20 protein-coding genes are annotated in these 24,410 nt (G+C 68.4%); 6 read left to right on the forward strand and 14 right to left on the reverse strand.

Features of this window, described 5'->3' with window-relative positions:
- Positions 1-3 precede the first annotated feature (3 nt).
- The 5 genes from HMPREF2863_RS06185 to HMPREF2863_RS06205 form a co-directional block, all read right to left on the reverse strand.
- Positions 4-1,083, reverse strand: a complete 1,080-nt coding sequence (locus HMPREF2863_RS06185; protein ID WP_256388811.1) for an acyltransferase family protein — start codon at positions 1,081-1,083, stop codon at positions 4-6.
- Positions 1,084-1,115: 32 nt separating this feature from the next.
- Positions 1,116-1,388, reverse strand: coding sequence for a hypothetical protein (locus tag HMPREF2863_RS06190; RefSeq protein ID WP_067188208.1), 273 nt, complete (start codon positions 1,386-1,388; stop codon positions 1,116-1,118).
- A 49-nt stretch (positions 1,389-1,437) separates the two neighbouring features.
- Complete coding sequence (gene deoC, locus HMPREF2863_RS06195) at positions 1,438-2,130, reverse strand: deoxyribose-phosphate aldolase (RefSeq protein WP_067188210.1); 693 nt, start codon at positions 2,128-2,130, stop codon at positions 1,438-1,440.
- A gap of 57 nt (positions 2,131-2,187) precedes the next feature.
- Positions 2,188-3,897: a phospho-sugar mutase gene (locus HMPREF2863_RS06200; protein ID WP_070638818.1), complete on the reverse strand. Its 1,710-nt coding sequence runs from the start codon at positions 3,895-3,897 to the stop codon at positions 2,188-2,190.
- Positions 3,898-3,991: 94 nt separating this feature from the next.
- Positions 3,992-4,837 (reverse strand): purine-nucleoside phosphorylase, encoded by an 846-nt coding sequence (locus tag HMPREF2863_RS06205; RefSeq protein WP_070638820.1) that lies wholly within the window; start codon positions 4,835-4,837, stop codon positions 3,992-3,994.
- A gap of 53 nt (positions 4,838-4,890) precedes the next feature.
- On the opposite strand from HMPREF2863_RS06205, the gene HMPREF2863_RS06210 reads away from it, so the two are divergent.
- Positions 4,891-6,327 (forward strand): NAD(P)H-quinone dehydrogenase, encoded by a 1,437-nt coding sequence (locus HMPREF2863_RS06210; protein ID WP_067188216.1) that lies wholly within the window; start codon positions 4,891-4,893, stop codon positions 6,325-6,327.
- Positions 6,328-6,397: 70 nt separating this feature from the next.
- Here HMPREF2863_RS06210 and HMPREF2863_RS06215 read toward each other — a convergent pair whose 3' ends face one another.
- The 6 genes from HMPREF2863_RS06215 to HMPREF2863_RS06240 form a co-directional block, all read right to left on the reverse strand.
- Positions 6,398-7,822, reverse strand: coding sequence for an MFS transporter (locus HMPREF2863_RS06215; RefSeq protein ID WP_070638822.1), 1,425 nt, complete (start codon positions 7,820-7,822; stop codon positions 6,398-6,400).
- A gap of 224 nt (positions 7,823-8,046) precedes the next feature.
- Complete coding sequence (locus HMPREF2863_RS06220; protein ID WP_070638824.1) at positions 8,047-9,900, reverse strand: acetyl/propionyl/methylcrotonyl-CoA carboxylase subunit alpha; 1,854 nt, start codon at positions 9,898-9,900, stop codon at positions 8,047-8,049.
- A 147-nt stretch (positions 9,901-10,047) separates the two neighbouring features.
- Entirely contained in the window at positions 10,048-10,701 is a 654-nt protein-coding gene (locus HMPREF2863_RS06225) for a Maf family protein (protein ID WP_070638826.1), read from the reverse strand.
- The gene (locus HMPREF2863_RS06230; RefSeq protein WP_070638828.1) at positions 10,698-12,383 is read right to left on the reverse strand and encodes a DUF885 domain-containing protein; all 1,686 of its coding nucleotides are present in this window, start codon (positions 12,381-12,383) and stop codon (positions 10,698-10,700) included. Before HMPREF2863_RS06230 ends, HMPREF2863_RS06225 begins: the two co-directional genes overlap by 4 nt.
- Before the next feature lie 77 nt (positions 12,384-12,460).
- The gene (locus tag HMPREF2863_RS06235) at positions 12,461-13,684 is read right to left on the reverse strand and encodes a hypothetical protein (RefSeq protein WP_135103239.1); all 1,224 of its coding nucleotides are present in this window, start codon (positions 13,682-13,684) and stop codon (positions 12,461-12,463) included.
- Positions 13,685-13,742: 58 nt separating this feature from the next.
- Positions 13,743-14,798: a polysaccharide pyruvyl transferase family protein gene (locus HMPREF2863_RS06240; RefSeq protein WP_168165765.1), complete on the reverse strand. Its 1,056-nt coding sequence runs from the start codon at positions 14,796-14,798 to the stop codon at positions 13,743-13,745.
- Between the two features lie 301 nt (positions 14,799-15,099).
- On the opposite strand from HMPREF2863_RS06240, the gene HMPREF2863_RS06245 reads away from it, so the two are divergent.
- On the forward strand, positions 15,100-16,404 hold the full coding sequence (locus tag HMPREF2863_RS06245; RefSeq protein ID WP_083315265.1) for an O-antigen ligase family protein: 1,305 nt from the start codon (positions 15,100-15,102) through the stop codon (positions 16,402-16,404).
- Positions 16,405-16,439: 35 nt separating this feature from the next.
- Here HMPREF2863_RS06245 and HMPREF2863_RS11505 read toward each other — a convergent pair whose 3' ends face one another.
- Complete coding sequence (locus HMPREF2863_RS11505) at positions 16,440-17,333, reverse strand: nitroreductase family protein (RefSeq protein ID WP_067188238.1); 894 nt, start codon at positions 17,331-17,333, stop codon at positions 16,440-16,442.
- A gap of 247 nt (positions 17,334-17,580) precedes the next feature.
- Here HMPREF2863_RS11505 and HMPREF2863_RS06255 point away from each other — a divergent pair, with 247 nt between their 5' ends.
- From HMPREF2863_RS06255 to galE, 4 genes are all read left to right on the forward strand, one after another.
- On the forward strand, positions 17,581-18,615 hold the full coding sequence (locus tag HMPREF2863_RS06255) for a glycosyltransferase family 4 protein (protein ID WP_209279928.1): 1,035 nt from the start codon (positions 17,581-17,583) through the stop codon (positions 18,613-18,615).
- On the forward strand, positions 18,612-19,679 hold the full coding sequence (locus tag HMPREF2863_RS06260; RefSeq protein WP_067188241.1) for a polysaccharide pyruvyl transferase family protein: 1,068 nt from the start codon (positions 18,612-18,614) through the stop codon (positions 19,677-19,679). The genes HMPREF2863_RS06255 and HMPREF2863_RS06260 overlap by 4 nt, the downstream gene beginning before the upstream one ends.
- A 73-nt stretch (positions 19,680-19,752) precedes the next feature.
- Entirely contained in the window at positions 19,753-20,808 is a 1,056-nt protein-coding gene (locus HMPREF2863_RS06265) for a glycosyltransferase (RefSeq protein ID WP_067188243.1), read from the forward strand.
- A gap of 1 nt (position 20,809) precedes the next feature.
- Positions 20,810-21,775, forward strand: a complete 966-nt coding sequence (gene galE, locus HMPREF2863_RS06270; protein ID WP_067188245.1) for a UDP-glucose 4-epimerase GalE — start codon at positions 20,810-20,812, stop codon at positions 21,773-21,775.
- A 36-nt stretch (positions 21,776-21,811) separates the two neighbouring features.
- Here galE and HMPREF2863_RS11510 read toward each other — a convergent pair whose 3' ends face one another.
- Positions 21,812-22,756, reverse strand: coding sequence for a nucleotidyltransferase family protein (locus HMPREF2863_RS11510; RefSeq protein WP_167635487.1), 945 nt, complete (start codon positions 22,754-22,756; stop codon positions 21,812-21,814).
- A 4-nt stretch (positions 22,757-22,760) separates the two neighbouring features.
- Positions 22,761-24,209: a polysaccharide biosynthesis tyrosine autokinase gene (locus HMPREF2863_RS06285; RefSeq protein WP_070638832.1), complete on the reverse strand. Its 1,449-nt coding sequence runs from the start codon at positions 24,207-24,209 to the stop codon at positions 22,761-22,763.
- Between the last annotated feature and the right edge of the window lie 201 nt (positions 24,210-24,410).

Genomic DNA, 24,410 nt, shown 5'->3' on the forward strand with positions numbered 1-24,410 from the left:
CGGTCATCGGGAACGGAGGCGTTCGGTGCCTGCGGGAACCGGCGCCTGGAACGGGTGGAACTGACGGGGCACACCCGTCAGCAGCCGGGACAGCGGTGTGGAGAGCAGCACCAGACCGATGGCCCAGCTGAGCAGCAGGGTGCACACGAATTTGGGGAACGGATCCGTCACACCCAGCTCCATGAGCTCCATGAGCACCTCGCCGTGGACCAGCACCACCACGGTCCCCGTGCGCACGAGTGCGGAGATCGCCGTGCGCACCACCCGCCCGGTACCGGTGCGCTCGGCCAGCAGGCGCAGGAGACGGTTGACGAAGGAGCCGAACACCAGCACCGCGCCGGCGGCCATCATGACGCCCACCAGCGGGGTCAGCAGCGGCGTGCCGAAGCCGCCGAACTTGATGTTGTGCGGCTCCAGGCCCAGCGCCACGGCGCCCAGGCCGAGCCCGATCAGCACGGTGCCGATCAGGGCCCGGTGCCGGACCACGTTCGGCTCGATCCGGCGGCGGAACAGCTCGCCGGCCAGCAGGTAGAACAGGCAGGGGAAGGCCAGGCCGAATCCCAGGGGGGTCTTCGCGATCCACGAGTCCGCGGTCGTATAGGCGACCCCGAGCCCGGCGCCGCTGAGCACCCAGGCGGCCCAGGAGGGGAAGCGTTCCAGGAAGCGGCGCAGCACCGTGGTGAAGAACAGGACCGAGATGAACCAGAAGGCCCACCACGGCGGATCCTGGTCCGCACCGCCGTACCAGCCGCTGCGCATGAGCTCCCAGAACCGGTCAGGGTCCTGGTGGTTCCAGCGCCAGGCGGCCACGGACATGAGCACGGCCCAGACCAGGTACGGGACGGCCAGGGACTTCCAGCGGCCGCGCACGTCAGGGACGAACGGCCGGCCCCGGGTCCAGAAGTAGCCGCTGAGGAAGAAGAACAGCGGCATCCTCCAGACCTCGAGGTACTGGCTGAACTCGAGCTTGGAGAGGTAGGAGTGGCCGAGCACCACGGCGGCGATGGACACAATACGGAGGGCGTCCACGCCGGTGTTCCGGGTGGACGCCCTCCGTACAGGTGTCGCGGCGCGCGAGGTCATCGACCGCCGGGAGCCTTCAGTTCAGGGCTGGCTCAGTGGCCGCGCTCGACCGCATGGGAGGCCGGGGTGTGGATGGCGACCTCGTCCACCGAGTCGCCGCGTCCGAGGATCTGCTTCGGGATGAGGAAGGCGAGGACGGCGCAGACCAGGACCGCGATGCCCGGGACCCACACGTTCTCCAGGGTCCAGAAGCCGATGGCATAGCAGACGCCCACGAACAGGCCGAAGCTCACGATGAAGGCGACGAGGCTGCCCCAGAGCCCGCCGACGTTCGAGTGGTCAATGGGCTTGCCGTTGCGGATCACGACATACTCCTTCGTCAGTCAGATGGACGCGGCACGGTGCGAGGACGCGTCAGTCACCAGCCAGGATACCAAGGGTGGCGGAGGCGCCGATGCGTGTGGCGCCGGCCTCGATCATCGCCAGCGCGTCCTCACGGGTGCGGACGCCGCCGGAGGCCTTCACGCCGATCTCCGGGCCCACGGTGCGGCGCATCAGGGCCACGTGCTCGGCGGTCGCGCCGGCGGTGGAGAAGCCGGTGGAGGTCTTCACGAAGTCCGCGCCCGCCTCCACGGAGGCCTCGCAGGCCAGGACGATCGCGTCCTCGTCCAGCAGGGCGGTCTCCACGATCACCTTGAGCAGTGCGCCGCCCTGCCCGGCGGCGCCGTTCTCATGGGCGGCCTCGGCCACGGCCCGGATGTCCTCGACCAGGCGCTGACGGTCGCCGGCACGGGCGGCGGCCACGTCGATGACCATGTCCACCTCGTCCGCGCCGTCGGCGATCGCCTGGCGGGCCTCGAACGCCTTCACGGCGGAGGAGTTCGCGCCGAGCGGGAAGCCGATCACGGTGCAGGTCAGCACGTCCGAGCCCTCCAGCGCCTGCGCCACGGTCGGCACCCAGCGCGGGTTCACACACACGGACTTCACGTTCGCCTGCAGGGCCTCGGCCACGATGCGCCGGATGTCCTCGGCGGAGGTCTCGGCCTTCAGGGCGGTGTGGTCGATGTACGTGGCCAGCTCGGCGGAGGTCAGGTCTGCGGTGGTCATCGTCGGCGTTGCCTTTCGGTCGGTTCGGGTCTGGTCGGTCTCGGTGCGGGCAGGACGTCACCCGGCCACGAGGGCGGCGATCTGGTCCCGCACGGCCGCGAGGCGCGTGCGGGCGGTCTGCGGGTCCTCGTCTGTGGTGCCGAGGTAGCACTTGAGCTTCGGCTCGGTGCCGGAGGGACGGATCACCACGCGGGTGCCGGTGTCCGTGGAGAAGAGCAGGCCGTCGGTGGGCGGCAGGTCCTCCGAGCCGGCGGCGAGGTCCACGGACGCGGTCACCGGGTCCCCGGCGAGCTCGGCGATGCCCTCGGAGCGCAGGCGGGCCATGGCGTCCGCGATGATCTGCACATCCTCCACGCGGACGGACACCTGGGCGGACGGCATGGCGCCGGTGGTGGCGTCCAGGTCCGCGAGGGCGTCCCACACGCTGCGGCCCTCGGCCTTGAGCCCGGCGGCGAGGTCCGCGGCCACGAGGGCGGCGGTCATGCCGTCCTTGTCCCGCACGAGGTCCGGGGCAACGCAGTAGCCCAGGGCCTCCTCGTAGCCGTAGCCGATCTGTGGGGCGCGGCTGATCCACTTGAAGCCGGTCAGCGTGGCGTGGTGGGGCACGCCGGCGTGCTCGGCCAGGCGGGACAGCTGCGGGGAGGAGACGATCGAGCAGGCGGTCGAACGGCCCAGGGCCTCCAGCCGTGGCAGCAGGTGCGCACCGAGCAGGGCGCCGACCTGGTCCCCGGAGAGCATGCGCCAGGTGCCGTCCGCCTCGGCCGCGGCGAGGGCGAGGCGGTCGGCGTCCGGGTCGTTGGCGATCACCAGGTCCGCGCCGAGCTCTGCGGCGGCGTCGAAGGACAGGTCCAGGGCGCCGGGCTCCTCCGGGTTCGGGAAGGCCACGGTGGGGAAGTCCGGGTCCGGCTCGGCCTGCCGGGCCACCACGTGGACGTCGGTGAAGCCGGCGCGCTCCAGCAGTCCGGGCAGCACCGCTGCGCCCACCCCGTGCATCGGGGTGTAGACGATCGTCAGCGCGTCCCGGCCGGTGGCTTCGCGGCGGTCCTCGTCCAGTACGCCGAGTGCGGCCTCGGAGTACGCTTCAACGAGCTCCTCGTCCGCGACGTCCCAGCCGGAGTTCGCCATCGGTATGTCCGCGAACCAGGCCTCGTGGTCGATGCGCGCGGCGATCTCCGCGTCCGCCGGGGAGACGATCTGCGCGCCGCGGCCGACGGCGTCGGTCATGCGGCCGCCGAGGTACACCTTGTAGCCGTTGTCCGCCGGCGGGTTGTGGCTGGCGGTGACCATCACGCCGGCGTCGGCGTTGAGGTGGCGCACCAGGAAGGCGAGCACGGGGGTCGGCAGCGGGCGGGGGAGCAGGGTCACCTGGGCGCCGGCGGCGGTGAACACGCCGGCGGAATCGCGGGCGAAGGACGCGGAGCCGTGGCGGGCGTCGTAGCCGATCACCACGGACGGCGGTGCCTCGTCCTCGCCGAGGGTGTCCAGCAGGTACCGGGCGATCCCCGCGGCGGCACGGCGGACCACCAGCCGGTTCATGCGGGACTCGCCCGGACCCTCCTCGGCGCGCAGACCGGCGGTGCCGAAGGTCAGCGGACCGGAGAAGCGGGAGCGCACGGCCTCGGCCGCGGCCACGTCCCCGCCCTCGGCGGCCTCAAGCTCGGCGGTCAGGGTGGCGGCATGCTGGGCGTTCGGCTCCTCGAGGGCCCAGCGGCGGGCGCGCTCGAGCAGCTGCGGGTCCAGTGCGGCGGTGTCACGGGGTGCGGTCATGGGCGGAACCTCGGGGTGTGTCAGAGGAGAGGGGAGAAGAAGGCGGGATTCCCGACGACGGCAGCTCGCCGTCGTCGGGAAGCCGTCAGGGACGTCAGAGGCGACCGATGATGTCCGCCAGCAGCGCCGAGATCCGCGGGCCGGCGGCCCGGCCGGCCTCCACGACCTCCTGGTGCGACAGCGGCTCCTCCTGGATGCCGGCGCCCAGGTTGGTCACCAGGGAGATGCCGAAGACCTCGAGGCCGGCATGGCGGGCGGCGATCGCGTCCAGGGCGGTGGACATGCCCACCAGGTCGCCGCCGAGGACCTTCGCCATGCGGACCTCGGCGGGGGTCTCGTACTGAGGGCCGGAGAACTGCACGTACACCCCCTCGGTCAGGGACGGGTCGATCTCCTTGGCGATCCGGCGGATGCGCGGGGAGTACAGGTCCGTCATGTCCACGAAGGAGGCGCCGACCAGCGGGGTGGCGCCGGTGACGTTGATGTGGTCTGCGATAACCACCGGAGTGCCGGGGGCGATCTCCGGGTTCAGGCCGCCGCAGCCGTTGGTGAGGATCACGGTCTTCGCGCCCGCCGCCGCGGCGGTGCGCACGGTGTGGGCCACGGCCTGGGCGTCGCGGGACTCGTAGAAGTGGGTGCGGGAGCCGAACACCAGGGCGGAGGTGCCGTCGGCCAGCTTCACGGAGCGGATGGACGCGTTGTGGCCCGGCACCTTCGGAGCATGGAAGCCCGGGACGTCCGCCAGCGGGACGGAGTGCTCGGTCTCGCCGATCAGCTCGGCGGCACCGCCCCAGCCGGAGCCGAGGACCACCGCGATGCGGTGCTCGGCCACGCCGGTCGCCTCGGCGATCACGGCTGCCGCAGCACGGGCCTCGTCGAATCCGGGGTGGCCGCCCTGCAGGGCGGGGGTCTGCGCGGTGGTTCCGTTCTGGTCTCTCACGCAGGACAGTCTAGGCGGGCGGCCCCTGTGGCGCCGGTGCGTGCTCTGCCACAATGGACGCCGTGAGCACCTCGAACAGCACCTACACCCCGTCCCTGACCATCATCGGCGGAGGCCCCGGCGGCTACGAGGCCGCCATGGTGGCCGCGAAGCTGGGCGCGAACGTCACCGTGATCGAGCGGAAGGGCATGGGCGGCTCCGCAGTGCTCACCGACGTGGTGCCCTCCAAGACCCTCATCGCCACCGCAGACTCCATGCGCCGCGTGGGCACCGCCCAGGACCTCGGCGTGGACCTGGGCGCCGGCGCCGAACCGCGCGCCGTGATGGCCCAGGTGGACCGCCGCATCCTGGAGATCGCCGGCGAGCAGTCCCAGGACATCCAGCAGGTGCTCGAGCGCCGCGGCGTGCGTGTCATCCACGGCGTCGGCAAGGTCGTGGGACCGCACGAGGTGGAGGTCCGCCGCCATGACGACGCCGACGGCGAGCCCGAGGTCATCACCTCGGACGCGATCCTGCTGTGCGTGGGCGCCAGCCCGCGAGAGCTGCCCTCCGCCCAGCCGGACGGGGAGCGCATCTTCAACTGGACGCAGCTGTACTCGCTCGCGGAGGTCCCGGAGCACATGATCGTGGTGGGCTCCGGCGTCACCGGCGCCGAGTTCGCCTCCGCCTACGACCTGCTCGGCGCGAAGGTCACCCTCGTCTCCTCCCGCGACCACGTGCTGCCCGGCGAGGACCAGGACGCCGCGGAGCTGCTCGAGCACGTCTTCGAGTCCAACGGCGTGAACGTGGTGGCCCGCTCCCGTGCCGAGGGCGCCGAACGCACCGAGGACGGCGTGCGCGTGCACCTGTCCGGCGAGGGCGCCAAGGACACCCCGTACATCGACGGCTCCCACGTGCTGTTCGCCGTCGGCGGCATCCCGAACACCGCGGACCTGGGCCTCGAGGAGGCCGGTGTGGAGCTCACCGAGTCCGGCCACATCAAGGTGGACGGCGTCTCCCGCACCTCCGTGCCCTCCATCTACGCCGCCGGGGACTGCACCGGCGTGTTCGCCCTGGCCTCCGTGGCCGCCATGCAGGGGCGCATCGCCGTGGCGCACCTGATGGGCGATGCCGTGAAGCCCCTGCGCCCGCACCTGGTGGCGTCCAACATCTTCACCTCCCCGGAGATCGCCACCGTGGGCGTCACCCAGGCCCAGGTGGACTCCGGCAAGTATCAGGCGGACGTGGTGAAGCTGGACTTCTCCACCAACCCCCGCGCCAAGATGCAGGGCGTCACCGCGGGCTTCGTGAAGGTCTTCGCCCGCAAGGGCTCCGGCACCGTGATCGGCGGCGTGGTGGTGGCCCCGCGCGCCTCCGAGCTCATCTGGTCCCTCGCGCTCGCCGTGACCCACAAGCTCCACGTGGACGACCTCGCGGACACCTTCACCGTGTACCCGTCCATGGCCGGCTCGCTGGCCGAGGCCGCGCGCCGTCTGCACGTGCGCCTGTGAGCCCGCACGCAGAAGGGCCCCGGCAGGAGCTGGTCCTGCCGGGGCCCTTCTGCGTGGAGGGAGGCGTCGGTCAGCGGGCGGTGCGGCGCTCCCGGGCCGAAGTCACCTCGTGGAGGTCGGCGTGCTTGGTCTCCGGCGCCAGGAAGAGCGCGATGAGCGTCAGCAGCGAGGCGGCGGCCAGGTAGTAGCCCACGTAGGCCACGTCGAAGGTGGTCACGAGCCAGGCGGCGATGAACGGGGTCAGTGCGGCGCCGAGGATCGAGGACACGTTGTAGGCGATGCCCGAGCCGGTGTACCGGGTGTTGGTCGGGTACAGCTCGGGCAGGATCGCGGACATCGGGCCGAAGGTCAGGCCCATCAGCATCATGCCGATCACCAGGAACATCACCATGCGCGGCACGTCCACGTCCGCGGCGGTGCCCATGGTCTCCGGGTTGAGCCACCAGCCGAAGGTCAGGCCGAACAGGATCATCAGGCCGGTCACGGTGAGCAGCACCGGGCGGCGGCCGAAGCGGTCGGCCAGCATGCCGGAGACCGGGATGAAGGCTGCGAAGAACACGATGCCGACCAACTGCAGGACCAGGAACTCTGCGTAGGGGACGCCGAGGAAGCCGTCGCCGGTCTTGCCGATCGCGTAGGACAGGATCCACGTGGTCATGATGTAGAAGAGCACGTAGGTGGCGTACATGACGAAGGTGCCGAGGATCAGCTCCCACCAGTTGCGGCGGAAGACCTCGCCCAGCGGAGCGGAGACGCGCTGGTCGTTGGCCAGGGCGCGCTGGAAGACCGGGGTCTCCTCCAGCTTCACGCGGACGTAGAGGCCCACCAGCACCATCACGAGGGACAGCAGGAACGGCACACGCCACACCCAGGTGAGGAACACGCCGTCCATCTCCGGGTTGGTGGAGTCGTGGTCGAAGCCCAGCACGAGCAGCAGGAACAGGCCGTTGGCGAGGAAGAAGCCGATGGGAGCGCCCAGCTGCGGCCACATGGCGGCCCAGGCCCGCTTGCCCTCCTTGGCGTACTCGGTGGCGAGCAGGGCCGCACCGGACCACTCGCCGCCCAGGCCGAGGCCCTGGAAGAAGCGCAGGATGGTCAGCATGGCAGGCGCCCAGAGGCCGATCTGCTGGTACGTCGGCAGCAGCCCGATCAGGAAGGTCGCGATGCCCATGGTCAGCAGCGAGCCGATCAGGGTGGTCTTGCGGCCCACGCGGTCGCCCAGATGCCCGAACACCACCGCGCCGAGCGGGCGGGCGATGAAGGCCACGCCGAAGGTCGCCATCGAGGCGAGCAGCTTCGCCGTGTCATCGGCGCCGGAGAAGAAGATCAGCGGGAAGACCGAGACGGCCGCCGTGGCATAGATGTAGAAGTCGTAGAACTCGATCGAGGTGCCGATCAGCGACGCGGTGACCACGCGGGAGCGGGGCACCTCGTCTGCAGCGCTGATGGCCGCTGCAGAGCCGTCCGGGGAGGGGCCGGGGGAGACGGAGGACATGGGATCTCCTGGCGGTTCGGGCCGTCGGGATCGGCGGCTCAGGCGAGTGGGACGATGGTCACCGTAGGACCGTCGTCGAGCATCCTGTCTGTCGGGCGCCGGATTGTCCAGCATGCGGGACGGGGATGTCCATGGCGACGCCCCGCCTCTGATGCGCCGGGGCGTCGTCCGTGCTCGCAGGCCGGCCTGGAAGCGGCCACGCTGTCAGCCCGACTCCGGGAGGCTCACTCCGCGTCCTCGATGGTGACGATCGCGGTGCCCGCGGAGACGGCGTCGCCCGCGTTCACGGCAAGGCTCTTGACCACGCCGTCCCTGTGGGCGGTGAGCGGCTGTTCCATCTTCATGGCCTCCATGACCACGACCAGGTCGCCCTCACTGACCTGCTGGCCCTCTTCCACGGCCACCTTGACGATGGTGCCCTGCATCGGGGCGGTCAGTGCGTTCGACGAGGCGGCGGCACCGCCTCCGGAGCCGCGGCGGGCGCCGCGCGGTCGGCGGCGGCCGCCGGCGCGCTGGGCGGCGTCCTGCACGGTGTGCAGGGCGGTGGCGAAGGTCGGCAGGGTCACCTCCACGCGCTTGCCGTTGACCTCCACGGTGACGGTGTGGCGGCTCTCCGGCTCGTGCGGGGCCTGGGCATCGCCGCCGAAGGGGGCGAGCTGCGCGGTGAAGTCGGTCTCGATCCACCGGGTGTGCACGTCGAAGCCGGAAGGCTCCTCGGCGCCGGCAGTGAGCTCTGGCGCGAAGGCCGGGTCCTTCACCACGGCACGGTGGAACGGCAGCACGGACGGCATGCCGGAGATCTCCATCTCCTCCAGGGCACGCGCGGCGCGCTGGAGGGCCTGCAGGCGGGTGGCGCCGGTGACGATCACCTTGGCCACCATCGAGTCGAACGCGCCGGAGACGGTCTCGCCCTCGGTGATGCCGGTGTCCACACGGACGCCGGGGCCGGCGGGAAGGCGGAAGCGGGTCAGGCGCCCCGGGGCGGGGAGGAAGCCGCGGCCCGGGTCCTCGCCGTTGATGCGGAATTCGAAGGAATGTCCGTGGACCTGCGGGTCCGTGTAGCCGAGGGCTTCGCCGCGGGCGAGGCGGAACTGCTCGCGGACCAGGTCGATGCCGGTGACCTCCTCGGAGACCGGGTGTTCCACCTGCAGGCGGGTGTTCACCTCGAGGAAGGACAGGGTGCCGTCCGCGCCCACCAGGAACTCGCAGGTGCCGGCACCCACGTAGCCGGCCTCCTTCAGGATGGCCTTGGAGGACTCCACGAGACGGGCGTTCTGCTCGTCGGAGAGGAACGGCGCCGGGGCCTCCTCCACGAGCTTCTGGTTGCGGCGCTGCAGGGAGCAGTCGCGCGTGGAGACCACCACCACGTCGCCGTGCTCGTCCGCGAGGCACTGGGTCTCCACGTGGCGCGGCCGGTCCAGGAACCGCTCCACGAAGCACTCGCCGCGGCCGAAGGCGGAGATCGCCTCGCGGACGGCGGAGTCGTACAGCTCGGGGATCTCCTCGCGGGTGCGGGCCACCTTGATGCCGCGGCCGCCGCCACCGTGGGCGGCCTTGACGGCCAGCGGGAGGCCGTGCTCGTCGGCGAACTCCAGCACCTCGGCGGTGCCGGAGACCGGCTCGGTGGTGCCCGGGGCGAGCGGGGCGCCCACGGCGGTGGCGATGCGGCGGGCCGAGACCTTGTCCCCCAGGGCCTCGATGGCCGCCGGGGGCGGGCCGATCCAGACCAGGCCCGCGCCCTCCACGGCGCGCGCGAAGTCGGCGTTCTCGGAGAGGAAGCCGTAGCCGGGGTGGACGGCGTCTGCGCCGGAGCGTTCGGCGGCGTCCATGATCTTGTCGATCAGCAGATAGGAGTCCGCCGCGGTCTGGCCGCCGAGGGCCACGGCCTCGTCCGCCAGTCGCACGTGCATGGCGTCCCGGTCCGGCTCGGCGTAGACGGCCACGGAGGTCAGCCCCTCGTCCTGGCAGGCGCGGATCACGCGGACGGCGATCTCCCCGCGGTTGGCCACGAGGACCCGGGAGAAGCGACGGGGCGGGGCGTCGGTCTCACGGTTCTCGTGTGCGGCGGCGGAAGTCATGCGCGTCAGTCTCCTCACGGTGGCAGGTCTACTCGGGCGCCCGCGCCGTCCGCGCACATGATGTGCGCCGAACCGGGCGTCGCCCACTCGGGCACCCTAGCCGCGAGACGTCGAAAACCTACAGTTCTCGGCGCCGATCCCGCGCTGTCAGCGCTCGGAGTTGGAGGAATCCCACAAAACGGTGAAGGGGACGCCCAGCTCCTCGCACTGTGTCCGCAGCGTGGACACGGACAGGCCGACCACCGCGTTGGGGTCACCGTCCACGGAGTCGACCAGTGCGGCACCTGCGCCGTCGATGGTGAAGGCGCCGGCGCACCGGAGTGGTTCTCCGGTGGCCACATAGGCGGCGATGGTCCGTTCGTCGGCGGCGGCGAACCTCACCACAGCGGACACCTGCGCGGAGGTTGACCGCAACGTGCCGTCCGGCTGCACCAGTCCCAGCCACTGCCCGGTGTGAAGCACGCCCTCACGGCCCTGCTGCAGCCGCCAACGCTCCACCGCCACCTCCGGCTCGTACGGCTTGCCGTGGGCGACGCCGTCGATCTCGAACACAGAGTCGCAGCCGATCACCAGGGTCGGCCGCTCCACGCCGGCCTCGGCGACCTGCGCGGCCACGTCCTGTCCCTTGGCCTCGGCCAGCAACAGGGCGAGCTGCGCTGGGGACGCGCCGGAGGCCCGGGCGCCGACCGCCGCCTCGTCCACGTGGGAGACGAGCGTGCGGAACGGCACCCGGGCCCGGGTGAGGATCTCGGCCCGGCCCGGCGAGGCCGAGCCGAGCACGAGCTCCGGTGCGTCGGTCATGCCAGCGCCTCGCGCAGGGTGTCCAGCCCCATGCCGCCGAGCTTGAGGGCGCGGGTGTGGAAGGCCTTGAGGTCGAAGTCCTCGCCCTCGCGCTGCTCGTGCTCGGCGCGGATCTGCTCCCAGATGCGCTGGCCCACCTTGTACGCCGGCGCCTGCCCCGGCCAGCCGAGGTAGCGCGTGAACTCGAAGCGGCGCTGGCCCTCGGAGATCATCAGGTGCTTGGCCAGGAACGCGTAGCCCTTCTCCGGGGTCCACGCGCCGCCGCCCTCGGACTCGGGGGCGTCGAAGCCGCAGTGGTAGCCGATGTCGAACACCACGCGGGCCGCGCGCATGCGCTGCATGTCCAGCATGCCGAGATGGTCGCCCGGGTCGTCGAGGAAGCCGAGCTCCTCCATGAGCTTCTCCGCGTACAGCGCCCAGCCCTCGCCGTGGCCGGACGTCCAGCAGAAGCTGCGACGCCACAGGTTGAGGTTCTCCCGGTTCATCATGGCGGTGGCGATCTGCAGGTGATGGCCCGGGACGCCCTCGTGGTACACGGTGGTGGTCTCGGCCCAGGTGGTGAACTCGTCTTCGCCGGCGGGGACGGACCACCACATGCGGCCGGGCCGGGAGAAATCGTCCGAGGGGCCGGTGTAGTAAATGCCGCCCTCCTGGGTGGGGGCGATCATGCACTCCAGCCGGTCCATCGGGGCCGGGATCTCGAAGTGCTCCTTCATGGCCTCGACCGCGTCGTCGGAGAGCCGCTGCATCCACGTGCGCAGGGCCTCGGTGCCCTTCAGGGTGCGCTCCGGGTCCGCGTCCAGGATCGCGCGCGCCTCCTCGATCGTGGCGCCCGGCCGGATGCGCTCAGCGTCCGCCTGCTGCGCGGCGATGATGCGGGCCAGCTCCTCCTGGCCCCAGCGGTAGGTCTCCTCGAGGTCGATCTCGGCGCCGAGGAAGACGCGGGAGGCCAGCCGGTAGTACTCGATCCCGACGCCGTCCGCCTCCGGGGCGTGCGGGCGCAGCTCGGCCTCGAGCGTGTCCGCGAAGTCGCGGTAGGCCTGCGCGGCGGTGTCCGCGCCGGAGCGGATGCGGGCGGCCAGGGCGTCGTCCACGACGTCGGCTGCCTCGGCCCGCTCGACCAGGCCCGGGAAGAACCCGCCCTCGGCGCCGTGGGCGCGGGCCTGCTCCACCACGATGTCCACCTGGCGCACCGCGGCCACCTGGCCGCGGTCGCGGGAGGCGAGCAGGGACTCGGTGTAGCCCTGCAGAGCGGCGGGCAGGTTCGTCAGGCGGCCGGCGATGTGTTCCCACTGCTCCGCGGTGTCCGTCGGCATGAGGTCGAAGACCGCGCGGATGCCCTGGGCGGGGGAGGCGATGTTGTTCAGCTCGGTGCGGCCGGTCGCGTGGATCTCGCGCTCGAGGCCGAGACGCTCGCGGAGGGCGGCGATCGTGACCCGGTCGACGTCGTCCGCGGGTTCGAGGCCATCGAGGGCGCCGAGGGTGTCCCGGTTGAGCTCGTCCAGGGCACGGGCCCCGGCGGGGGAGTAGTCGCCGTACTCGGTTTCGTAGCCGGCGCGGCCGAGGGTGGTGGCCTCCTCCGGGTGGAGCTCGAGGTAGCGGGCGACGTGGCGCTCGGCCAGATCGTCCACGGCGGTCGGGGTGCGCGTGCCGGTGGGCGCGTCAGAGATGATGGAGGTCATGCTCTGCACTCTATCCGCAGCCCGAACACCTGCCGAGGAAGTTCGACTCGCCTCGCGAAGGACCCCGGGGCGGCAGGTCAGGTGCCATCGGTGGGGGAGGGGGCGGCCGTCGCCAGAGCGGAGGAGAGGTTGCGGCGCTTGAGGGCGCGCATCTCCACGACGAGCAGCACGCAGAGGTAGACCGTGATGCATACCTCTGCCGCCGCGTATGCGAGAAGGAGCCCCGCGGCTCCGAGGAGGGCCGTCAACGGGTAGGCGGCGCAAGCCAGGGTGATCAGGGCGGCGGTTCCTCCCGCGGCGACGGATCGGGTACGGCCCAGCAGCACCAGGGACGAGTTGCCGGTGATCGAGTTGAAGGCGATCGCCCCGAGCACCACCCCGACCGCTGTGGACTCCACTGGAGACAGCGTGATCTCACCCGCCGAGATGACCGGGGAAAGCGACCAGGTCACGATGGCAGATCCGATGGTGGTGACGACAGACAGGACGATTGTGCGGAGAACGCCTCGCCGGATCCGCATGGCCAGGGGGCTGGTGCCGCGGGGAATAGAGGTCTGCATGAATTGCAGGAACGGCGTCAGCGCTCTGTTCCCCCACCGGATGAACTTGTCCGCGAGGGCTACGACTACGCCGATGCCTTCTGAGGCTATGCCCGCCGCGAGGACGGGCAGACTCATCCTGGCGACCAGCACGAGACCGATCACGAATGCGCTGAATCCGGCACGCAGTTCCGTGAGCGCCTGAGTGAAGGTGGGATGGGCGTAGGCGACGCCCGCGCGGGCGAGCCTGCGCCGCATGACGACCACAGGGATGACGGCGGCGACGACGTTGGAGGTCAGGACCGCCGTCGAGTACAGCCAGGCCTCCGGGTGCAGGGCAAGTGCCGCGACGCCGAACAGTGGCACGATGGTGCGTGGAAGCGCGTCGTACCGCAGGAGGCCGCGCGGATCGTGGGCACTGATGTAGATCCACGCCCCGTTGAGCCCATTGACCATGCCTGCGGATGCCATCAGGGCGAAGTCGATTGGCGAGGCTGTGGGAATAAGGGCCGTGGCAAGCGCGATCGCCCCTGCCGCCGGCAGGCACAGCAGGAGTCGGGGCGGTATGGAGTCTAGGTAAAAACCGGGGCGGGCGCCGTCCTCCAGTGCTGAGGCACGCGCTAGGCCGACGGAGTTCCAGCCCCAGATGACGACGACCCGCGCCAGCTCTCCCAGGGCCTGGCCCAGGGCGATGCTCAACCAGACCGCCTGTCCTGCCACACCCAGGAGGATGGGGACGGCCACCATGGCGCTGATGCTCACCAGGAGGGGGGCGAGGGTGAACCCACTGACGTTTTTCAGTGCCGAACGCATGGGAGGGTCAGGCGGATTCGGGGAAGTTCAGCCGGGACCGGCGCACCACCTCGGGCCGCACCCGGGTCAGCTGGTCGATCACGACGTTGCGCTGGTCGAGCCAGGAGCGGAGCACCGAGACAATGGCGTCTCCCATCCCCGGGCGGGGCTGGACGACGCCATCGGTGAGGCCCATCATCTCGTAGAGGCCCTCGACCTTTCCGGCGGTGGCCACAGTGACCACGGGGACGGAGTGCGTCATGGACATGATCGCCAGATGCATGCGTCCGGTCACGACGATGTCCGCATGTTGCACAAGCGCCTTGACTTGGGCCGGCCACAGCTGCTCGGTGACGAGGTGGTCCGTTGTGGCAGCGTAGCGCCGGAACACCGCAGACGAAGCCTGGAGGTCGTCGTCCCAGTCACGCAACACATGCGGCAGGACCAGGATCCTCAGGCCGCGCTCGTGCAGTTCTCGGAAGACTAGGTCATACTCGGTGGCCTGTGCGGAGAACTTCCGCCCCACCATCCCACTCACGTTGACGATGGCGACAGGCTGATCAGATGCGTCGAGCCATTGGGTGACGGCGTTCGGTAGGTCCTCGAGCGTTCCGTAGTCGAAGACGATGTCCGCCGCGTCCACGACCGGAGTTACGCCCGAGCTGACCAGACGCCGGTGCGATAACGGATCGCGTGCTATGAGACGTACCCCCTCCCGTGCGGCGTTCCGGGCGGCACGCACGACTGAACGCGGTGCGTCGTCGGACCAACTGAAGCCTAGGATTGTGGTCGGGACGCCCTGCGCGGCTGCCAGGCGCGCCAGGGAGAAGCGGGCGAGGGAGGCCGAAGGATGGCCTCCATCCATCGTGTCCGCTCCGGGAATCCAAAAACGGGCGGCACCGTCGAGCGCGCGGAGGAAGCGCCGGATGTCGGCCCCGCGGACGGGCGGCGGCGTCTTGAGGAGGTGAGGGACAGTGACGAGGGTCACGCGTCGGCGGTCGGCGTCGCGCAGCCGGAGCGCGTCGCCGTGGCTTACGAGGGCCACGATAGGACCCTGGGCGGTGGCGAGGATCATATCGAACATGGCTTGGTCGCCGATGTTCCCGCCCCCGGAGGGTGCCAGGAGCAGTGTATGGCCTGATGTCGAGGGCGCGACCGGGAACCGACGTCCGAGGAGTTTGTCGAACTGATGCAAAGCGGTCGCGTAGAGCGAGCTGGCCAGGACGTTTTTCCCGGTCTGACGGACCAGACGACGGGAACGGCTTTGGAATGACATGTTCCTCTTAAGAATGGGCGTGAGAGGGGGCGGGTAGCATGAGCGGTCGGGAGGCGGCCAGGAGCGTTCCCACCATCGGCTACAGTCTAACGTGAATTATGGAGACTCCATGACCTCTGTCCCCGTTGATCCGCAACGCCGCGGTGCCCCGCGAGCAAAGAGGTCGTTGTCCGAGCATCTGGTCTGGCTGGCCATGGCCACATTGCCCTTTCAGCGTGCCCTGACGATCGACGTGGGGGTTCCATTGAAGCTGAGCGAGATCTTTCTGGGCTTGGTGCTGGTCAGCCTTCCGTTCACCATCAGACGACGTCAACGCATCGTCGGCCTTCCAGCGGTTGTGGGTCTGGCGATGGTCGTAGTGTTGTCCACGCTGGTGGCGTACGCGGGGCCGCTCCCGCTGCAGCCGATCGGGGTCACGGATCTCCGCTTCGACACGGTGTTCTATGGAGTGTTCGCGGTAGTCACGCTTGTCTTCTGGTGGGCTGTGGCCACGCGGTCCGTCTCTGTGGTCGAGTCCGGGCTGCGGATGGGCGTCTGGCTCTGCCTGGCCGCGGTCGTCGTTCAGTTCGTGCTCTACACCAACGGACAGGTAGACCTCTTGGAGGCCATGAATTTTCAGACGGATCGGGCGACGCAGGCTCTGGAAGGCGACGGCGAGACCGCCTCGCTGCGCACCGGCCCCTTCACCGAGGGGCAGCATCTCGGGTTCTTCGCGGGGGGCATGTTCTTCCTCAGCCTGCGCCGGCGTGAGTGGTTTACCGCGCTGGCAGCGCTCGGTAGTGTCTACTATTCCCAGTCAACCACCAGTTTCATCGCTGTCCTCGCAGGGGTCGCGCTCATCGGATTGCGCTCCTGGTCCGCACCGGGATTGCTGCGCACCGTCATCGTGGGAGGTGGAACGGCGATCGCCGTGTTGTCCTCGGACTCGGCTCGGGCGTTCGTCCGGTTCCAGGGGGCGAAGCTGGGTCTGGTCGACATGCCTGGAGGCGCGTTGACCCGTTCCATGGACCTTCGTGCGGCCAAGACGGAGATGGGCTTTCAGATGGCCCTGGACCACCCATTGGTGGGTCTGGGACCGGGACGCTTCGCCGGGCATTTCGCCGACTACGTAGACCGCAGCGCCGTAACCTTCCCCAACAACTACTTCACCGGGGAGTTTCGCCCGATTGTGGAAAACGCCTACGCCCAGATCGGTGCGGAACTAGGTCTGGTCGCCCTCGTTCTGTTCATCTGCCTTCTCGTGGCCGTAGGGTGGAATGTTCGGCGGTCCCCTGTGATGTCGGCACTGGCGCTGTTCCTTGCGGTCATGCTGTCCACCGCTTCGTCGTGGACCTTCATGCCCGCATGGGCCTTCCTGGCAGTCCTCTGCCTCAGGAGAGGCCAGCGGTTCGTGGCGTCGGCGCCTGTCGCATGACGGCGCGCGGGTGCCGCATGGACAGATGCCGCCGCTCAGTCGTGGTGCCGGATCGTCTCGGCAGTCGGGCGACGGGGGGAGCGCGCCACCCGGTAGCCCGCGGCGGGGTACCCCAAGGCGATGACACAGATGATGTCCTCCCGGACCGGGATGTCGGCCACCTCGCGCAGGCGTGCGCTCATGGCGTTGGACTTCGACCAGTTCAGCATGCACGCTCCGACCCCATGAGCGTGCAGCGCCCAGACGAACGACATTGCCACCAGGGCACCGTCGATCCACTTCTGATTGCGTTCGCCGGCGCCAGCGAAGAGCGTCGAATTCACCGTCACGACGGCAAGCTGTCCGACGGTTTGGCCGAATCCCATGTTGCCGCGCTGGAGGCGGAGGATGTGCTCGACGAGCTCGTCTTCGCAGTAGAGGTGAATGCGACCTGCCCGCCGGTTGCAGACCGAAGGAGATGTCATGGCGAGCTCCGCGGCATGGTCGAGGATCTCGTGGGGGACCGGACGAGAGCGGTCGAAGTTCCTCACACTGTGCCGTGAGAAGACGAAGGCCTCAACGGCCTCGCGATCGAGTGCGCGTAGTTCGGGTCCAAGCGGAGCGATCTCCTCGTCCACCACGCCCTCATCGTTCCAGCGGGACAGGGCCGCACGGGCTGACGTGACGTTCCGCACAAGGTCGTCGTCCATGGAGGCCGGATCCAGGAGGCCGTCGATGCGGTGCTCCAATGCACTGCCGAACGGCCGCTTGGGCGCGGGCATGGCAAGGCCCTTCTCAATTCGGTGGTAGTCCTTGATGAGCTGTGTGTCCCGGGAATGCGGCCGCAGGTCGCGGCCGAATCCGACCTCGGGTGTGGAGGAAAGGGCGATGCTGCGACGCATGTCAGCCGTGTGTTCGAGGACGGTCTGACCCTTCAGGGCGAACCGCATGAGGGGCAATCTCAGTCGGGAGGGCAGATGGCCGAGGGCGGATCTTACAAGTCGACGCATAGGCGACCTTCCGTTACGGGGGAGATGGGTGTCCCAGGCTCACGGCAGCTGATCGCCGAGCGTGATGACATCGAGGACGGTTCGTGTGCCAGTATATGAGCGCACCACTTGCTCTGAATACACGGTGCCCCTGTGACCTACCCCGCCCCCGCGACGATTCGACTACCGCCATGCGCCCGCGAGGAGAATGATGAAGATCTACATGCCGTCTCGAATACTGGATCGTCATGTGGGAGGAAATACCACATACGCCCGGCATATAGCCCAGGGGATGCGTGAGCGCGGTCATCAGGTGCTCTCCATGCCTGCGCACACGATGGCCCCGGTGACGGCACTTCTCGAGACCGGCTTTGGACTGCGCCGCGGTGGTGCCGAGGACGTGCTCCACTACGTGGCGGACACCGGTCCGCTGCTGGACACCCGGCGTCCTTCGGTGGTGACGGTTCACGGAGTCGCTTCGCGGTGGATCTCGACGGCGCGCACTCCACGGCAGGAGTGGACGTGGCGTACCCGGGTCTCCCGCGCCATCGCCGCGACCGACGCTGTGATTACGGTCTCCGAGTCCAGCGCTGACGACATTGCCGATGTATTCGGCCTCGACAGGTCCCGGATCACGTCGATCCCGCATGGAATCGACGTCGCCCACTTCTCCCGACCGGTGGTGATGTCGGACGCCGTCCGAGCCCGGGTCCCGAAGAACTTCGTCCTGTACCTGGGGAACCTGGAACCTCGGAAGAACGTGGTGAACCTCATCCGTGCGTTCGAATCCCCGGCCGTCAAGGCCCTCGGCGTCCCCTTGGTCATCGCTGGAAAGCCTGCATGGAATTATTCGCAGATCCTGAACGAGATCGAGGGTTCCTCCAACGTGATCGCGCTGGGGTTCGTCAGTGACGACGACCGTGTCGCGATGATGCAGAATTGCGCTCTGTTCGCCTTCCCAAGTCTGTACGAGGGCTTCGGGTTCCCCGTCCTCGAGGCGATGGCCGCCGGTGCCGCCGTGATCACGACCGACCGCGGCTCCCTGAAGGAGGTCGCAGGGCCGGCGTTGCTGTTCGATGGCGTCGATGAAGAAGCGATCCAGGCCGGTCTCCTCCACGCACTTGAGGACTCCCGGCGACGGGAGGAGTCGCGCGTGTCGGGCCTTACCTGGGCCAGCCAGTTCAGCTGGGGTCGAAGTGTCGCCCGCCACGAGGAAGTCTACCGGGCGGTGCTTTCCGCATGAGAATCCTAGTCCTCCACGGCTACAGTGCTGCCAACCTCGGTGATGGTCTCCTCGTTACGGAGACACTCGAGTTGCTGCACGAGGCGTTCGGAGCTGATGTGGACCTGACGATCGTCGCCTCTCACCCCGAGACCTTCAGCGCACTGCCCCATCGAGTCGTCGACTCGATGCCGCGGTGGAACGGCTATGCCCCCGCGTACCGTGCTGTCCTTCGCGAGATCGACGAGTTCGATCTCGTGGTCGCCGTCGGTGGCGGGTATCTGCGAGCCGGCCGGCCTGTCGAGGCATTGAAGACCTTGCTGGTGCATGGGCCACAGCTGCGCGCAGCGGCGCGCACGACCGCGCCGACCTTCTATATGCCTCAGAGCATCGGTCCAGCGCGTGGGGGGACTCGGTGGATCTTCGAGGCTCTTCTGCGCGCTGTGGACATGGTCCACGTCAGAGACGACCGCAGCCTCGAACAGTTCCGGCGGGCGCAGGTCCATCGGACCCCTGACCTTGCTGTCCTGGCCAGTGAACGATCCTGGCCTCAGGAGGACTCCGTCCCGGACCTCCATCCCGTCTTCAGCATCCGGGCCATTCACGGCAGCGTCCCGGAGGCCGTGATGGATCTAGCGCGGCGATTCGAGGGCGTGGGCTACGATACGTACATCCAGAGCCAGACGGGAACGGGGAACGACGACCGCGCAGCCACCGATCAGCTCTCTCCCCGACGTGTCATCGATCGTGCGGAACTGATGACCACAGGGGCAGGGCCAACACGCGTCGTCGTCGCGGTGCGGCTCCACGCTTCCCTTATGGCTCTGGCCGCTGGTCATTTCGTGGTCCATCTGGCGTACGAACGCAAGGGCTTCGGTGCTTTCAGTGATCTCGGAGTTCCGGATTTCGTTCACAATGTCAACGATTTCGACGTGGACCTCGTTTCTGAACAGATCGAACGGTTGCGCACTGATCCGGCGGCGCGTCGCGACTATGCACAAGCGCTTCATTCACGAGCCGCCCAGATGCCGGCCGTACGTGAGTCGTTGGTGGGCTCACTGCGCAGGGCGGCTGCATCCCGATGACCGACCGTCTGTCACCTTTGACCACCCCGCTTTCAGTTAAGCTTGGCGCCATAGGAAACCTGAGGAATTCGTCGTGCGCATACTCCATCTGACACAGTGCCCTGTGGCCGGCGTGCCCCATGCGATTGAGCGTTATGCGCGGGGCACCTCCGAAGTCCACGAGCATCACCTACTAGCGGTGCCCGAAGTGGACGTGGAAAAGTCGGCTTTCGCCAGTTTCATGCCCCTGCCGTCCGGGACCCTGGGACGTATCCGTGAGGTGGCTCGGGCAGTGAAGAAGATCCGGCCGGACGTCATCCACGCCCATTCGAGCTTCGCCGGGGGATACGCGCGTCTGGCGCCCGTCGCCGTCCCGATCGTCTATCAGCCCCATTGCTTCGCCTTCGACGATCCAGGGCGGCCCTGGGCCGTTAGGGGTGCCTATTGGGCCGCAGAGGTCCTACTCGGGGTCCGCAGCACCTTGACGGTGGCCTTGACGCCGCATGAGAGGGCTCTCGCTCGCAGCATCGGCCAGGGGCGCCGCACAGTGGAGGTACCCAATGTGTCGAACGTGGAGCCTCTCGGCGCCAGCGTCGTGCGGCGGCACGTCGGCAGGGCCCTGAGAGTGGCCATGATCGGCCGCATCGCACCCCAGAAGGACCCAGCGTTCTTCGCTGAGACCGCTCGCAACCTGGGTCTCAACGAGGGGCGGAACCCGGGAGTCGAGCTAGTGTGGATCGGGGGCGGAGACCCGCAGGACGAAGCCACGCTGCGCGACTCCGGGGTCACTGTGACCGGCTGGACCGATCGTGAGGGCGTCGCACGGCAGCTCGACGAGGCGGATCTGTACCTGCATTCCGCTGCATACGAGGGGTTTCCCCTGTCGGTGCTCGATGCTGCTGCCAGGAATGTGCCCGTGGTGGTCCGAGACATCTCGTGCTTCCGCGGATACGACATTCGCAAGGTCTCCTCGCCGAAGGAGGCGGCGGCGCTGTTGACCACTCTGACTGAAGACAGGTCGCCCCTCAATGCGATCGGCAGACAATCGGATGCCCTTCTGCAGCACATGAACCCGGCCTCTCAGAAGAACGCACTTTTGGACCTGTACAGTCGTGCCGTGGGGTCGGCAGCCTTGGGTAAGGAGCACTGAGATGAGCTGGATGGTGACCGGAGCGGCCGGATACATCGGATCACACGTTGCGCACACCCTGCATGGCAGGGGGCGGGAGGTCGTCGCCGTCGACAACCTCTCCACGGGGCACCGCGCGTTCGTTCCGGAGGGCGCGGTGTGGGTTGCGTGCGACGTGCGGGACGCACGACAGTTGACGGAGGTCATGCGCCATCATGACGTAACGGGTGTCATCCACTTGGCCGGCTTTAAGTACGCGGGTCTGTCGGTGAAGGAGCCCCTGCGGGCCTATCAGGACAACGTCCACGGAACGATGGGTCTGCTGCAGGCCATGACTGACGCTGAGGTCCGCATGCTCGTCTTCTCATCTTCTGCGGCGACGTACGGTACACCGAGCGAAGAGGTCGTCACCGAGCGCACCCCGGTGCGACCGGAATCCCCGTACGGAGAGTCGAAGCTGATCGGGGAGTGGTTGATCGCCGATCAGGGGCGTGCCACAGGGCTGCGGCACACCTCGCTGCGCTACTTCAATGTCGTCGGTGCTGGCCGTCGCGAGGTGGCCGACACCAGCCCCCACAACCTCTTCCCTCGCATCTTCTCGGCTTTGGACCAGGGACGCTCCCCGAAGATCTTCGGCACGGACTACCCCACCTCCGACGGGACGTGCGTTCGTGACTACGTCCACGTCCAGGATCTCGCCGACGTGCACGTCGCGGCCGCAGACTGTCTGGAGGCCGGAATCGAGCTCGACCCTATCTACAACATCGGTTCAGGTACGGGGACGTCCGTGGCGGAGATCATGTCTGTGATGAAGAAGGTGACGGGGATCCCCTTCGATGCCGAGGTCTGTCCTCGGCGACCCGGCGATCCCTCCCGCATCGTCGCAGACGGTGCCGCCGCGCGACGTGACCTCGGCTGGGCCATGTCTCACTCGTTGGAGGAGATGGCGGCCTCCTCATGGGATGCGTGGAGGAGATTCCACCGCTGAGAGGCGTCAGAGGCACGCCACATTGACGCAGCGGGATCACCCGGCCGTGCGCTTACTCTCTTGGCGCAGGTGCGACGCGGCCCTCATGATCTGGGGTAGGTTCCTGAGGAACTTCTTCCAACGGGCCGTTCGCGCCTTCATACGATGCACACGCGAGGCGTTCTCCAGGGAGAGATCGCGTTTCACAAGAAGCTCAGCGGAAGGGAAAGCCGCGTGCCACAGGAGACGGGGCCAGTGTCTCAGTGGTGCCCGTCGGATGGCGTCCAGCCAGAGGACCGTGGGATGCTCCAGATGTTGATAGAGCAGCCACTCGTGGGAGGCCGGTCCGAGATCCGGGGTGATGCTCTCGGGAGCTTGCTCGGCGAAGAAGGAGGAGAGCGCGCGTGCCGCATCCAGGGTCTGGGCGAGGTCGTTCAGTGCATGCCAGTCGTCGACGTCGAGCACGGATGCCAGATGCGTCAGCTCCCTTTGGGCGCGCTTCTCCCAGGGTGTCCTGAGCCCATTGAGCATCAGGAGCATCGCATGGGCGATTCGTGACGGGACTGGGACGGGGACATGGGCTATCTCGAGTGCGTCGCGTTCCTCCCACAGGCGCTCGAACGCCTCCTCGGGGTCCGCTTCGATGCCCGGGACCCGGCGGTGGAGATCTATGTCCACGGGCCAGCCGTCGTGCAGCAGAGTCCGCGCGTGGACAAGACCAACGCCCAGATCACCTCCGGAGGGTCGGTCTCTCCAGCCGTGTGCGGCCAGGGCCTGGACGACGGCGTCTTCTCCCCCCGGCTCGATGAGAACATCAACATCGGACGACCGATTGCGCACCCGCAGATTCATGCCATGGGCGATGGGGCCCTTGAAGAAGAGTCCCCTTCCCCCGACGTCGACGAGCGTCTGGGCCACCACACCATGCGCCAACTCCACCGCGACATCAAGCGGCAGTCGAACCTCGACGGTGTGTTCGGAGGAAATTGAGGGCGTGTTCATGGTGTCAGGACCGGCCTGCAACGTCCTGCTGCTGACTTGCAGTGTAGTAGGTGGCCCCGTAGTACTGGTAGGCGCTCGCGGCGGTGCCCGACGCTGGGACGCGGTTGAGCACCGCGCCGAGAACCTCTCCATCGATTTTGCGGATGCTTGAGACGGCCTTGCTGAACTCGTCGTACGTGGTGCGACCGGCGCTGACGACCAGGAGGCATCCGTCGAATCGGCGGGCAAGGATGGCCGCGTCCGTGACAGGGAGGAGAGGCGGTGCATCGATGATGACTAGGGCGTCCTCGGCGAGGGCGTTGATGAGGTCGTTGAAACGGTCGGATGCGAGGATCTCAGATGGGTTCGGCGGAATGGGGCCCGACGCGAGCACTTGAAGCGACGGTCGATTCCCCACCGTCTGGAGCGCGTCAGCCAGTTCGACGCGTCCCAGGACTACGTCTGTGAGACCCACGGTAGAGATCAAGCCGAAGTTCTCTGCGACGACGGGGCGACGGAGGTCGCCGTCCACGAGGACAACCCGCTGGCCGGACTCGGCGACGGGGACGGCCAGGTTGGCCGCCACCGTGGACTTCCCTTCACCCGGGTGCGCCGAGGTGACCGTGACGATGCTCACGGCTTCGTCCGGACGGAGAAACTGCAGGTTGGTTCGCAGCTCTTTGAACGACTCGGTGAGCCGGAAGCTATCTTGATGCTGTTTCGGCGACGTCTCACCGTCGACACGGCCAGCCAGGTTAATGACGTCGCCGCCATCGCGGCGGCGTCGGTTTCTCGCGGAACGGGTGGACTCCGGAACCGTGCCGAGGATGGTCAGGCCGAACCGGCTCTCCAGAGCAGCCGCAGATCGGATCTTGTTGTCCAGCACATGCCGGACGACGGCGACGCCGAGTCCCGCGAGCAACCCCAAGGCGCCGCCGATGGAGAGGGCGAGTGGCAAATTGGGACTGGAGGGGGCGGAAGGGAGGGAGGCGTCGGAGAGCGTTTCGAGCGAGATGATGGACTGGCCTGCGATGCCCCCGGCCTCTACCTCGGTCGCCTGTGCCTCAAGTGCCCCTAGCCATGCGGAGGCCAGCTGCTGGGCACGTTCCGGTGAGGAATCCTCTGCACGGACGACGATTTGGGCGCTGCCGCTCGTGGAGGCCACCTCGACATTCCTCAGCGCCTCACCGGAACTCAGGTCGAAAGGGAGTTCCTCCACCGCCTTGTCCGAAACGGCGCGGGACTCTCCCAGCAGCGCGTATTGCTGGGCCTTTGATTTGGCCAGGTTGTCCGCTGTGAGGGCGACACCGAGGCTCTCACTGTTGCCCACCACCACCAGCGCGTTAGCTGTAGAGGCGTACCGAGGGTTCTGCGTCAGGACCCAGAGTCCGGCCAGCAGGACGCCGATGAGCGGCGCAGCAACGAGGATCATCCAGTGCCTCTGGAGCATTGACATGGCCTTGGAGAGGCTCATGACGGGGGGCGCTGGTGCCATGGGCGATTCTGTGGTCACAGGGGGTCCTTCGAAGCGGAGACGAAATGGTCGAACTGTGGGCTGGGCATGGCCAGGAACATGGCATGCCCTCTACGTGCATCGAGAATTCGTTCGTCCTTAGTGTAGGTGACGCTGAGCAGGTCAGTGCCGTTGACGTCGTCTCACTGGAGATTCACTCGA

The organism is Micrococcus sp. HMSC067E09, from assembly GCF_001812555.1.
In the GTDB taxonomy this organism is placed as follows: Bacteria; Actinomycetota; Actinomycetes; order Actinomycetales; family Micrococcaceae; genus Micrococcus; species Micrococcus lylae.